Below are 13,182 nucleotides of genomic sequence, written 5' to 3' on the forward strand. Positions count from 1 at the left end.
ACGGGTGGTTTTTTTATTTTATTCGTATCTTTTCATTTCTGTCTTTGGGCTATTTGGACATCATAAAAAATCGTTTATATAACGATCGGTCTGCCTTTATTCATCGTCAAAAACTATTTGCCGGCAGTTATTGATAATAAAAAGCGATCAATATCATAAAGTTAGTGAGTTTGTTACCGATAAAGGAATCTGTCTGAAGAAAAACTATCTCCAGGGAGAATATATGTTTTTGCGTAACATGAAGATCCGCTCAAAATTATTTATCGCGTTTGGATTGTTTATTGTACTGATGATGGTGAGTTCAGGCCTTTCATTATTTAGCCTGGACCGCGCCAACAGCGGTATGCAAAACATCATTACCAATGACTATCCCATCACGGTAAAAGCCAACAAGCTCATCGATCATTTTCAGGATTTTGTCAGCACGCAGCAGTTGATGCTGATGGACGAAGAGGGGCGGTGGACCCAGACGTCCCAGAAAAAGCTCGACACCATTAGCCAGCAGATTACGGTGTTGCTGGATGAACTGGACGCTGCGCCGCTAAATGCCGAATCGAAAAAGGTCATCGCCGGGATCCGCGACGTGCGCGAGCAATATCTCGCCTCCCGATTCCGCATTTTGCAGGAACTGCAAAACCATAACCGACAGGCGGCAATGCAGGAGATGATGACCACGACGGTCAATGTACAGCAGGCCTATAAAGAGAAAGTTCAGGCGCTGATCGCCATTGAAGATGCGCAGATGTTGCGTGCTGGCGCGCAGGTGGAAAGTGATTTTACTGCGAACCGGGCATTGCTTATCGCGCTGGCGCTCATCGGTATTGCCGCGGGTTGTATGATGGGTTGGTATATCGTGCGTTCCATCACCCGGCCACTGAATGAAGCGGTGCAGTTTGCCGAAGCGATTGCCGAGGGCGACCTGACCCGCAATATCCTCACCACGCAGAAAGATGAGACCGGCGAACTGCTGCATGCGCTGATGGTAATGAAAACTCGCCTGCTGGAGATCGTCCAGGAAGTCCAGAACGGGTCGGAGAATATCTCCAGCGCGGCAGCGCAGATCGTCGCCGGGAACCAGGATTTGGCTGCACGTACCGAAGAACAGGCGAGCTCCGTTGAGCAGACCGCCGCGTCAATGGAGCAGATCACCGCCACGGTAAAAAACACGGCCGAACATACCGGAGAAGCGACGAAGCTCTCTGCGGGGGCGGCGACCGTTGTGAAGAACAATGGCGAGATGATGAATCAGGTGACGCAAAAAATGCGGGTGATTAATGAAACATCTAACCGCATGTCGGACATCATCAACCTGATTGACTCCATTGCATTCCAGACCAATATTCTGGCGCTTAATGCGGCTGTTGAAGCCGCGCGAGCCGGTGAGCATGGCCGTGGGTTTGCCGTGGTGGCAGGGGAAGTACGCCAGTTGGCGCAAAAGAGCGCATCTTCTGCCAGCGAGATCCGCCATCTGATTGAGGATTCCACCGGTCAGACCCAGGAAGGGATGCAACTGGTCGAGAAGGCTAACGGCCTGATAAACGGCATGGTCAACAACGTCGAGGAGATGGATGTGATCCTGCGGGAGATCGGCCAGGCCAGTCGTGAGCAAACCGAGGGGATTTCGCAGATCAACAGCGCGATTGGCCTGATTGACGCCACCACCCAGCAGAACTCCTGTCTGGTCGAGGAGTCCGTTGCGGCAGCGGCGTCACTGAATGAGCAGGCGTTACACTTAAAAGAGATGGTGAAAGTGTTCCGTGTTCGTGACGGCGACGCCTTGCCTGCTTAATCAAGCTGAGTGATTTCCAGCGCCGCACGGTCGATCACGCCAATGATCTTTTTTAACTGTGCGTCGCTGATGTCACCCTGATTCACTCTCAGATCCAGCACTGCCTTGAAGTTTTCCTGCGCTCGTTTCATCTGCGGATTCTTACGCAGTTCAAAGCCGACATTGCGTGCGTTGACGCGTTCCTGAATGTGGCCGAGATGTTCACGATTCTCTTCCAGCCATTGTGCGCCGGTGTCAGTGAGAGTGATTTTTTTACGCCCCCCATCCTCTTCGCTAACCGCAATAAAGGCCTGATCCTGGAGGAAATCCAGCGTTGGGTAGATCACGCCAGGACTCGGCGTATAGTTGCCTTGCGTCAGATTCTCGATAGCTTTGATTAGCTCATAACCGTGGCTGGCTTCGCGGGAGAGAATATCCAGAATCACCAGACGCAGCTCCCCATGGCCAAAAAAGCGCTGACGCCGTCCACCACCGCCACCTCTACCGTGACGATGTTCGCAACCGCCGTGATGATGCCCTTCGCCTTTACAGCAACCTTCATGATGATGTCGCATGATAATCTCCTTTTGTTTAGATATATCTAATTTATATCTAAAATGAAGATTTTGACAAGGGTAGTGTTGATAATTTTACTAATCCTATGAATTTAAATGATAAATATTTAAAGGCAGTAACACTGCAGACGCTATCAAAAAATGACTTGCAATTCTGGCTATTAACAATCATTATCATTTGAAAACTGTATTTAGATATATCTGATTATCACACGAAGGTCAAAAATGATGGATCAAACTTCACGTTACCCTCAGCGCGTGCGCAATGAACTGCGCTTTCGCGAACTTACCGTTTTGCGCGTAGAACGCATCGGGACGGGTTTTCAGCGTATTGTCCTCGGTGGCGATGCGCTGGAAGGCTTTAACTCGCGCGGCTTTGACGACCATAGCAAGGTGTTTTTCCCGCAACCCGGCAGCCGGTTTGTTCCGCCAACCGTAACGGAGGAAGGGATTGTCTGGGGCGAAGGCGTGCGTCCGGCTTCTCGCGATTACACACCGTTGTACGATGAAGCCCGTCATGAGCTGGCGCTGGATTTCTTTATTCACGACGGCGGTGTGGCGAGCCGTTGGGCTATGAAAGCGCGCGAAGGCGATACGCTAACCATCGGCGGACCACGTGGTTCGCTGGTAGTGCCGGAAGACTACGCTTACCAGCTCTATGTTTGTGATGAGTCCGGTATGCCAGCGTTGCGGCGTCGTCTTGAGGCGCTGAATCGCTTACCGGTAAAACCGACGGTGACCGCGCTGGTGAGCGTCGCCGATCCGGCATATCAGGATTACCTCGCGCATCTGGGCGATTTTTCCATTGAATGGCTGGGACACGATGAGCAGGCGGTTGCCGCACGACTGGCGCAGATTGACGTGCCGACAGAAGATTATTTCATCTGGATCACCGGGGAAGGGAAGGTGGTGAAAAATCTTAGCCAACGCTTTGAGCAGGAACCGTTTGATCAGCAGTTAGTCCGTGTGGCGGCGTACTGGCACAACAAGTAAAGTGAGCGCCGTCGGGACAATGAAATTTAATGATTTCTTTGAGGCTGAAATCGGTTTAAGGTCATAGAGTAGTCTTGTGTTTTACATGGTAAATTTTAAGGATAAAAGTATGCCTGCAGTCATTGATAAAGCATTAGATTTCATCAACGGTATGAATACCTCGGCCTCATCTCCAGAACCTATGGATGAAAGCACGGCGAAAGGAATTTTGAAATATTTGAAAGAGCTGGGCTGCCCTGCAAGTGCGTCGGATATCGTTGCGCGTGGTGAGCGGGAGGGGTGGAACCCTGGATTTACGCAAAAACTGGTTAAGTGGGCTGAGAAGTTTGAAGCCGGTGAACGGGTTTTGATCAGAGACCCTGAATATTTTTCATTGTACATGCGTGAGCAGCTTCAGGAACTGGTCGAAGTTGAGCGCGCGTGAAGCCAACAACCTGCCTTGATGCTCTTGCCAGCCAGGGAAGAGCATCCCTTTCGGTTACCGTTGGTGGCAGAATAGTGTTTCACATTGATAGTTTCGGTAAGTAGTTTCTCTTGCGGCATTTGTCGTTAACGTTATCATGACAGAAATAAAACTAACAACATAAAACGATTAATTTTATAAGCTTTTTGGACCTGTTTTTTACTATTTTTCTTATTGGTGTTATCTTTATACTCTATTATAATAAATTATTTTAAACGATACACTTTTGTATTAATAACATTGATGAGATTTATGTATGTATGCATTGACCCCTCTGCGTCTACTGGAAGTAAACTCATCTTTAATATGGCACTGGCCGTATTTGCAAAATGTAATTAATATGATGAAACGAGACGGTTTTAATGGTCTTGTTATTCATCAGCAAGATTTATTCGCGTTATTGACTTCTCCATCTGACTATTGTCAAAATGGAAAAGAAAATTTGATATGTGAACAGCAGGAGAAACTGCTATACCTCCAAAGGTTATGCCGTATCTGTAACGGAAATGGCATACGAATCTGGTTACAGGGCGAGGCATTTCCATCTGGGGGAAAACTTCAGGAAAAATTTCCGGAATATGCATTAATTGAAAATACCCATGCAGATGAAGCTTTCTGGAAAAAATTCTATCAATTAAAAATCGCTGAATCTTTAAGTCAGCTGCCTGCTATAGATGGTGTTATTGTCACTCTTCCTAAACATCTTCCTTATCGGGCCAATTGGTCATCGACACTTCCTTATCTTTATCAAATACTACGTAGTCTTGGGAAAAAACTAGTGTTGCGAGACTATATGGATGATGAGTCTGCATCATGGCAGCTTCTTAATGCATTGCAGGTGCTTCCCGGAGATGTACGTGTTTCGCTGAAAGCGGTTCCTGACGGCTATCGTCCCGGATTTGCCACGAATCCACTTCTGATGCAACTGGAAGACAAAATCAAATGGATTGAATTTGATTTATGGGGTCTGGAATATGGCTGGACGCTGCTACCCTGTTATTTACTGGAGGAGATCAAGGGGCGCCTCAGTTGGGTTGAAAATATGTCAGGCGATCGCCTGGAGGCGGTCTCTGGTCGCTTAAGCTGGGAGTGGATATCCAATAGTTCTCTTATCAATTCGGTCAACTCGATAAATTTACACGGTCTGGCAATGTTTGGCCGTGAAGTGGGGATGTCAGAAAAGCAGGCATTTCACTGCTGGCTTACCGATATGCTTGAGCACAAAGTCGATAACGCTGAGCTGGATGCATTCCATCAACTCTATATCAGCAGCCATGAGTGGATGACAAAAACCCCTTACATACTGGGGCATGTTTTGCATCATTACAGTCAGGTGCCAAAGACATATCAGCAGGCCGTCAAACTTTTACAACTTCATTCCCGGCGTTCAGATGATTTTTCTCTTTCAACACTTTTTCCACCAGACGATCCCGACACCGGGCTTGAACAATATCAACTGATGTTACTGGAAAAACAGCGCGCCCTTTTTCTGGCACAAAATACACGTAGTCAACTCCATTTTCTTTTACAGCAGACCCCTCTTCCTGACGGTAAAAGGGAGTTATTCAAACGTGTCTGGGATAGAGTGCCATGGTATACCGATTTATTTTCTGACGTTGCGAAGGGCGTTGCGATGAAACTCATCCTGGAACGCTATGGCAATCGTCGTGGCGTTTCTGACTTTGAACTCGATAAGCAAATACACAGCCTTCGCCAGCTGGCAAACCGTCTCGGCGAATGGCTGGATAAGGAAGAGCAACAGCAACCTCATTATCTGGCAATGCTCTTTGATCCCGCCAGGTTGTTATCCCTGGCGGATAGTCTCCAGCATGATTAGTCAGATGACGACCCGGCTTTATTTAGATTTTCATAAAAATCCCGCAGAACATAAAACGCGGCTTTGCGTGTTTTCTTATCTGCGGTAATCAGGCCTTTACAGTTGAACCCTTGCTGCCAGGGGTTTTGTCGACGCTCTGTTCGATAGTCATACAGCAGCCATGGGGTAAAGCCACGAACGTAAGTGAGTTTTGGCAGATATTCGGTTTGTTTACGATAAACATCGGCCATATATTGCTCAGAGAAGGGACCGGTTTTAGGGGCGTCTTCGCTGAGAACGCCTTCCGCGCCGGTTTCGGTGATGACCACGGGTTTTGTGGGTGATGAGTTCTTTCCAAGCACAATTAAGTCATCAAAATTCTCTTCATACCATCCGTAGTATTCATTTAACCCGATGATATCGAGGTATTCTGTCAGCCTGTCTTCAATCTTCATTTTTGCGTGGTTGACGAGGCAGGCTGCCGAAATAAGACGACTGGGATCAGCATCACGTGCCGCATTCACTAACGATGTCATGAAGCTTAAACGTTCATCCGTATCCGCATTCTCATTGCCAACGGACCAGATAATGACGCTGGCACGGTTACGATCACGCAGAATAAGTTCCATCAGCTGGTTATGCGCATCCCGCTGTGTCGACAGATTCGTAAAATCGACTGCCCAATAGTTGGGAATTTCTTCCCACAGCATGATTCCTTCTTCATCCGCAATGCGTGCCGCCAGTTCATGATGAGGATAATGCGCCAGCCGCATATAGTTGCAGTTCAGTGCCTTCGCATCACGAAAGCGCTGGCGAATATCATCCTCACTGGTGACTTTCCCCATGAATAAATCATCTTCATGGCAGTTCACACCGCGCAGATAAATGGATTTTCCATTCAGCCGAATATCGGTACCCACCACCTCAATCTGGCGAAATCCGACATCATCTTCGACACTGTCGCGCCCAAGCATAGCCCTGACTTTATAGCGTTTAGGATTTTCGGGTGACCATAACTCTGGACTTACGGATAAAATAACTTCAGCCTGACCGTCAACGACAGGCAATATCTGATTAATCCCAAGTTCAGGGATCATAAGGGTAACGTCAGCCGCAGGCCCGTCAACCGCGACGCGCGCAGCAATCCTGTTATAGTTGCCATCCGGAACAAGATAGATAAACAGATCGTGAATATAGCTTCGCGGTGTTCGGATAAGCTCTATCTCACGATAAATACCCCCATAGTTAAACCAGTCATTATTTCGTAATGGAAGGCGGTCCGTTGTCCGGGTGTTATTCACACAGATCATTAATACGTTGTTTCCGGCTTTTAAGTTTGCGCTTAACTCAGCACAGAAAGGCGTCGAACCACCATAGTGGTTACCGATAAACTCATGGTTAAGAAATATTTTGCAATCGTAATTCGCTGCACCTATCCGTAGAAATACACGCTCATCCGGATCCCGCTTCGCATACTCGATTTCACGGGTATACCATGCGCTGCCTTCATAATAAAACCATTTATCCTTCAACATTTGCCAGCAGCTGGGTACAGGAACCGTCTGACCAGAATAGGGATCATAATCGTAAGGATCCTTACGCGTTTCAGCATCCTGCTTTTGCATCAAGAACCATTTTTGCCTTAACCCCGTATCATGCAGATCAAGAGTGAAGTGCCAGTCACCCGCCAGGCTTTCCCGTTGACGCCCACCGCTAAAGATGAGTGTGCGATAGTTAAGATTTTGCACATTATAAGCGCGATCGTAGTGTTCGTTATGCAGACATTCGACCGCATTATCTGCCAGGTCAGATTTTTCTAACATCGCCATTCCTCGTGAAGAAAAGTTGGGGGGAGAATAGCGGATCTGAACGACCGCCAGATCAAAGAAGAAAACATTCGAAGGTGTGCAGATATTGAATAAATAGCAATTGTGATGTAGCTCAAAAAACATCAAATTTAATCGTGATTAACCTCACATTCCCTTTCGTGCTGAAGTGTTCCTCATCACATTAGCCAGCTAAAAAGGTGACTTTGCTTGCAAATAAAAACCGAATGAACGTTAAGATCTCAGTTTCCTTTTTGAGTATTGCCTGTCCCGGTCTAAAGATACTTACACTGTAGCGGCGAGAAAGATTCATATTCTGTAGAGCACAGACATGGAGAGGTAATAAGATGAGCCAGCTACAACACAGTATTAGCGAACAAGCAACAAAGCCTCAATTAAACAGAAGTCGATACCGATGGACAATTTGCGCATTGCTTTTTTTCTCGGTCACTATTAATAACCTTGATCGCTCTATCCTGGGGTTGTTAGCCCCCATGCTACAAAAAGATATCGGCTGGACAGAAATCGAATATGGCAATATTGTCACTGCCTTCCAGGCAGCCTATGCCGTGGGTTTATTAATCTGCGGCAGAATTGTCGATCTGTATGGCGCTCGCCTTATATTGCCCGTTGCTCTGGCAATATGGAGCCTGGCCGCCATGGCTCATGGTGCAGTGAGTACTGTTACAGGGTTTATTTATGCAAGGATTTTTCTGGGCGTTGGCGAAAGCGCTAACTTTCCGTCAGCGGTAAAGGTTGCTGCTGAATGGTTCCCCAGGAGAGAGCGCGCTTTTGCGACCGGTATTTTCAACTCCGGTTCAAACGTCGGGAATATTTTCGCCCCCATTATTATTCCATGGATTGCATTACAGTGGGGCTGGCGTGAAGCTTTTGTAGTGACCGGCGCAGTCGGTTTTATATGGATTGTTTTCTGGCTGTTCTTATACGGAAAACCAGAAAAAGCAAAAAAAGTGAATAAGGAGGAACTGGAGTGGATCCATCAGGATGAAATGTCTGAACCCACACCAGCAGCATGCAAAGTGAGCTGGATTGGGTTATTAAAGTATCGCCAGACCTGGGCATTTGCGATGTGCAAATTCCTGACCGACCCGATTTTCTGGTTCTTCCTGTTCTGGTTGCCTAAATGGTTACACGACAGTCGCGGTATTGATATGGCGCACATGGCGACACCATTGGTTCTGATCAATATACTGGCGACCATTGGCGGACTCGCCGGTGGATACTTGCCTGCATGGTTGATCAACCATGGAATAGCCGTCAACAACGCACGTAAATTAACACTACTGCTGTGCGCTATTTGTGTATTGCCAATCTTGCTGGTCTCTACCGCGTCTAATTTGTGGGTCGCCGTTATTTTAATTGGTATTGCGGTTGCCGCCCATCAGGGATGGTCAGTCAATCTCTATACCAGTGTTTCTGATATGTTCCCGAAAGAAGCCGTTGGCGCTGTTGTCGGTATTGGTTGCCTGATTGGCTCAATAGGTTCAATACTCTTTGCACAAGCTACCGGGCATATTTTGCAGGCGACAGGGAGTTATTGGTCAATATTCCTGATGGGTGGTTTTGCTTATCTGTTAGGTTTTGTCATTATGCATGTTTTAACACCGACAATGTCGGCAGCAAAATTTAAATAATTATCAACCTTCAGAACAACGATTAATCCTGAATACAGGTTATTTTATGAAATTAACAGACTGTCTTTTACAAGAACGTATTCTGCAGGCTAAAGAGAACAGTATTAACTGGCTCAATAGCATGAGCGTCGCCGGGATGACGCCTGGCGTATTGCGTGTCAGCGATTATCATCAGCCAGAAAAATGGCCGCAAATGTTATTATCAGGAACCTATGATGGAACTATGGCCCGCGCATTATTAGGGGATAATATAGAGGAAAAGGAATTACTGGCTGACTGGATTTTAAGTCACCAACAGGATGATGGTTATTTCCTTCTACCGGGTATGCAGTGGGATGAAACATGGAAACGCCCGGATATCGAAGAAACACGTCAGTATATGCGTTTCCATGCAACAAATTATTGTATGGGGGCATTGGAGGTTCTGGAACAGTTAGACAGGCTTGAACTGCCCTTTTTAGCGCCCTTTCTCGATCCCCTGGTTTTCCGGGCATGGTTAGGCCAGCGCGATATGCGCGATCCGTGGCTTGAAGGAAACAATATCGTTAACCTTGGCAGTTTCCTGCTTCTCGAAAAGCAGCGTCACCCGGAGGGGCCTGCAAGCCAGCGCTTGCAGGATATGATCGGTTGGCACAACCAGCAGAGCGAGCCCTACTCCGGATTCTGGGGGCCAGGACAGCAATTCAGTCAGGAAGCATTGCTGTTCGCACTTTGTGGTGCAACGCATAACCTGCATATTTTTTATGCGCTTGACGAGACAATTCCTCATTTCAACCAGTCGATGAGTCGTTGTCTGGAACAACCCGTGGCAATACGCAGTAGCTGTATTGATGTTGATATTATCGATATTCTGGCGCATGGGTATTCGCGCTGTCCCCATCGTCAGGATGAAATTGAATACTGGCTACGTAATATGTTGGTCAAACTTCTCGATATCCAGAATGCGGATGGCGGCTTCCCTGACACACTTGTTGGTGAACGGGGATACGATGGTTGGGTTAAAGGCTATAAAGAACCACAGGGGTTAAGTAATACCTTCGCGACCTGGTTCCGATGGATTGCTATCGCGATGATTGCCGACGTTTTATGGCCAGAGTGGCAGCCATGGCGTTTCAGAAAAACCATTGGAATTGGTTACTTTAAATATCAGGTTGGTAAGATCGTTTAATATGTCTGCTGAATATCTGGATATAGAAAAGTGTTAAATAACCCAGCATCCGTTCGTCTGTTGATGAGGATAGGGCAAAATACCCATGCGCAGGGCTGTTTCTCACTAATGTCGCCCCAGCAACGGAAAGTCGTTCTGGGCGGCGATTCAGGCCCAACCATCGCTTTCGGATATTGCTAAAGTTGCTGTTGGCGAGCATTTTCAAAATTTCGCGTTTAATACCGTAGGTCTCGCCTTTCCCAACTCTATTTTTGTAAAACGAAAAAGGAGTCAGACGATTTCTCATCTAACTCCTTGTTTTGTCTGGTGGCCCCTGCTGGACTTGAACCAGCGACCAAGCGATTATGAGTCGCCTGCTCTAACCACTGAGCTAAGGGGCCGTGGCGGTGAATTATAAAGTAACTCCTGCGCGCAATCCAGCCATAACCGTACGTATGCTGTTTTATTAAACAACGTATTTTCAATCCGTTATACTTTTCTCATGACGTATCGTTGTGAGGTATTCATGGTAAAAGATATTTTAGCGCCGGGGCTGCGGGTCGTGTTCTGCGGCATCAATCCGGGGCTCTCTTCTGCCGGGACGGGGTTTCCGTTTGCGCATCCGGCAAATCGTTTCTGGAAAGTGATTCATCAGGCCGGTTTTACCGATCGCCAACTCAAACCGGAAGAAGCAGAACACTTGCTGGATTTTCGCTGTGGTGTGACCAAACTGGTCGACAGACCGACGGTGCAGGCTAATGAGGTTTCGCGTAAAGAACTGCATGATGGTGGGCGTCAACTGATTGCCAAAATTGAAGATTATCAACCGCATGCCCTGGCGATATTAGGTAAGCAGGCGTTTGAACAAGGCTTCAGCCAGCGCGGCGTAGAGTGGGGAAAGCAGAGCATAACGATTGGCGCAACGCAGGTGTGGGTGTTGCCGAATACCAGCGGACTAAGCCGTATTACCCTGGATAAACTGGTGGAAGCCTTCAGGGAACTGGATGAGGCGCTGATCGTGCGCGGAATGTAAAAAAAACGCCACCGGGAAGGTGGCGTTTGCAGTTTATGCGACGGGATTAATCGTCCAGGAAGCTACGCAGGACTTCAGAACGGCTCGGGTGACGCAGTTTACGCAGTGCCTTCGCTTCGATCTGACGGATACGTTCGCGGGTCACGTCGAACTGTTTACCTACTTCTTCCAGCGTGTGGTCGGTGTTCATATCGATACCGAAACGCATACGCAGGACTTTCGCTTCACGCGCGGTCAAACCGGCCAGTACGTCGTGTGTTGCTGCACGCAGGCTTTCGGTGGTCGCAGAATCCAGCGGCAGCTCGAGGGTAGTATCCTCGATGAAATCACCCAGATGCGAATCTTCATCGTCACCGATCGGGGTTTCCATGGAGATCGGCTCTTTAGCGATCTTCAGCACTTTACGGATCTTGTCTTCCGGCATCAGCATGCGCTCGGCCAGCTCTTCCGGCGTCGGCTCGCGACCCATCTCTTGCAGCATCTGGCGAGAGATACGGTTGAGTTTGTTGATTGTCTCAATCATATGCACCGGAATACGGATGGTGCGCGCCTGATCCGCGATAGAGCGGGTGATCGCCTGACGGATCCACCAGGTTGCGTAGGTGGAGAACTTGTAACCACGACGGTATTCGAACTTATCGACCGCTTTCATCAGACCGATGTTGCCTTCCTGAATCAGATCCAGGAACTGCAGACCACGGTTGGTGTATTTCTTGGCGATAGAGATAACCAGACGTAAGTTGGCTTCAACCATCTCTTTCTTCGCACGACGCGCTTTCGCTTCGCCGATGGACATACGACGGTTGATGTCTTTGACCTGCTCGATAGTCAGGCCGGTCTCTTCTTCAATCTGTTGCAGTTTCTGCAGGCCACGGTGAACGTCATCGGCCACATCGTGCAGTTTTTCGGACCACGGTTTGTTCATCGCGATAGCCGCGTTGAACCAGGTTTCACTGGTTTCGTTGCCGGTGAACAGGGTGATGAAGTTCTTCTTCGGCATTTTGCACTGCTCAACGCAGAGCTTCATGATCAGACGTTCCTGGGTACGAACCCTGTCCATCATGACGCGCATACTGTTCACCAGGTAGTCGAACTGCTTCGGCACCAGACGGAACTGTTTGAACACTTCAGACAGCTTCAGGATCTCGGCCTGAGCATCGGCGTGGCTACGACCTTTCGCTTTGATGGTGTCACGCGTGACTTCGTACTGCGTACGCAGTTCACCGAACTTCTCGCGCGCCAGCTCAGGGTCGATGCTGTTGTCGTCATCGCTGCTGTCGTCGTCTTCTTCCTCGTCTTCGTCCTCGTCGTCATCCAGGTCTTCCTGAGACAACTCAGAGCCGACGTGAGTGGCGGTCGGCGCCAAATCTTCTTCCGCGTTCGGATCGACAAAACCAGTGATCAGATCGGACAGACGGGCTTCTTCAGCTTCAACACGATCGTACTGCTCAAGCAGATAGGTAATGGCTTCTGGATATTCGGCAACGGAGCACTGAACCTGGTTGATCCCGTCTTCGATGCGTTTCGCAATATCGATTTCGCCTTCGCGGGTCAACAGTTCAACGGTACCCATTTCACGCATGTACATGCGAACCGGGTCAGTGGTACGACCGATTTCAGACTCTACGCTGGACAGAACTTGCGCGGCCGCTTCTTCCGCGTCTTCGTCGGTACTGGTGGTGTTTTCAGCAAGTAGCAGATCATCGGCATCCGGTGCTTCTTCCATCACCTGAATACCCATGTCGTTGATCATTTGGATGATATCTTCAATCTGATCTGAATCGACGATATCTTCCGGCAGATGGTCATTGACCTCGGCATAGGTCAGATAGCCTTGCTCCTTACCACGGGTGACAAGAAGCTTCAGCTGTGACTGCGGGTTTTGCTCCATAAGACGGTATCCACA

General features: G+C 48.3%; 11 protein-coding genes and 1 tRNA gene. 7 read left to right on the forward strand and 5 right to left on the reverse strand.

Features of this window, described 5'->3' with window-relative positions; translation table 11 throughout:
* The first annotated feature begins 223 nt into the window (after positions 1–223).
* On the forward strand, positions 224–1,789 hold the full coding sequence (locus HVZ37_RS03190; protein ID WP_181628104.1) for a methyl-accepting chemotaxis protein: 1,566 nt from the start codon (positions 224–226) through the stop codon (positions 1,787–1,789).
* Here the strand turns inward: HVZ37_RS03190 and HVZ37_RS03195 are convergent.
* On the reverse strand, positions 1,786–2,343 hold the full coding sequence (locus HVZ37_RS03195; protein WP_181628105.1) for a PadR family transcriptional regulator: 558 nt from the start codon (positions 2,341–2,343) through the stop codon (positions 1,786–1,788). The genes HVZ37_RS03190 and HVZ37_RS03195 overlap by 4 nt on opposite strands.
* Positions 2,344–2,571: 228 nt before the next feature.
* On the opposite strand from HVZ37_RS03195, the gene HVZ37_RS03200 reads away from it, so the two are divergent.
* From HVZ37_RS03200 to HVZ37_RS03210, 3 genes are all read left to right on the forward strand, one after another.
* On the forward strand, positions 2,572–3,336 hold the full coding sequence (locus HVZ37_RS03200) for a siderophore-interacting protein (RefSeq protein WP_181628456.1): 765 nt from the start codon (positions 2,572–2,574) through the stop codon (positions 3,334–3,336).
* Between the two features lie 85 nt (positions 3,337–3,421).
* Positions 3,422–3,760, forward strand: coding sequence for a DUF1889 family protein (locus HVZ37_RS03205; protein ID WP_071888470.1), 339 nt, complete (start codon positions 3,422–3,424; stop codon positions 3,758–3,760).
* A 379-nt stretch (positions 3,761–4,139) separates the two neighbouring features.
* Complete coding sequence (locus HVZ37_RS03210; RefSeq protein ID WP_054177282.1) at positions 4,140–5,636, forward strand: hypothetical protein; 1,497 nt, start codon at positions 4,140–4,142, stop codon at positions 5,634–5,636.
* Here the strand turns inward: HVZ37_RS03210 and HVZ37_RS03215 are convergent.
* Complete coding sequence (locus HVZ37_RS03215) at positions 5,633–7,438, reverse strand: glycoside hydrolase family 2 TIM barrel-domain containing protein (protein ID WP_054177283.1); 1,806 nt, start codon at positions 7,436–7,438, stop codon at positions 5,633–5,635. The genes HVZ37_RS03210 and HVZ37_RS03215 overlap by 4 nt on opposite strands.
* Positions 7,439–7,788: 350 nt before the next feature.
* Between HVZ37_RS03215 and HVZ37_RS03220 the strand changes: the two genes are divergently transcribed.
* Entirely contained in the window at positions 7,789–9,096 is a 1,308-nt protein-coding gene (locus tag HVZ37_RS03220; protein ID WP_051642263.1) for an MFS transporter, read from the forward strand.
* Between the two features lie 46 nt (positions 9,097–9,142).
* A complete protein-coding gene (locus HVZ37_RS03225; RefSeq protein WP_054177285.1) occupies positions 9,143–10,264 on the forward strand; it encodes a hypothetical protein in 1,122 nt (373 codons plus the stop codon).
* On the opposite strand, the gene HVZ37_RS03230 is transcribed toward HVZ37_RS03225, so the two are convergent.
* Both HVZ37_RS03230 and HVZ37_RS03235 read right to left on the reverse strand, forming a co-directional pair.
* The gene (locus HVZ37_RS03230; RefSeq protein WP_125339409.1) at positions 10,236–10,550 is read right to left on the reverse strand and encodes a hypothetical protein; all 315 of its coding nucleotides are present in this window, start codon (positions 10,548–10,550) and stop codon (positions 10,236–10,238) included. The two genes, HVZ37_RS03225 and HVZ37_RS03230, sit on opposite strands and share 29 nt — an antisense overlap.
* 18 nt (positions 10,551–10,568) lie before the next feature.
* A tRNA-Ile gene (locus HVZ37_RS03235) sits at positions 10,569–10,644 on the reverse strand.
* A gap of 125 nt (positions 10,645–10,769) precedes the next feature.
* Between HVZ37_RS03235 and mug the strand changes: the two genes are divergently transcribed.
* Positions 10,770–11,276 carry a G/U mismatch-specific DNA glycosylase gene (gene mug / locus HVZ37_RS03240; RefSeq protein WP_042998198.1) on the forward strand — a complete coding sequence of 169 codons (507 nt, stop codon included), beginning with the start codon at positions 10,770–10,772 and terminating at the stop codon, positions 11,274–11,276.
* A 46-nt stretch (positions 11,277–11,322) separates the two neighbouring features.
* On the opposite strand, the gene rpoD is transcribed toward mug, so the two are convergent.
* On the reverse strand, positions 11,323–13,167 hold the full coding sequence (gene rpoD, locus HVZ37_RS03245) for an RNA polymerase sigma factor RpoD (RefSeq protein WP_042998197.1): 1,845 nt from the start codon (positions 13,165–13,167) through the stop codon (positions 11,323–11,325).
* Positions 13,168–13,182: the final 15 nt, after the last annotated feature.

It is taken from the genome of Citrobacter sp. RHB35-C17, assembly GCF_013816795.1.
In the GTDB taxonomy this organism is placed as follows: Bacteria; Pseudomonadota; Gammaproteobacteria; order Enterobacterales; family Enterobacteriaceae; genus Citrobacter_A; species Citrobacter_A amalonaticus.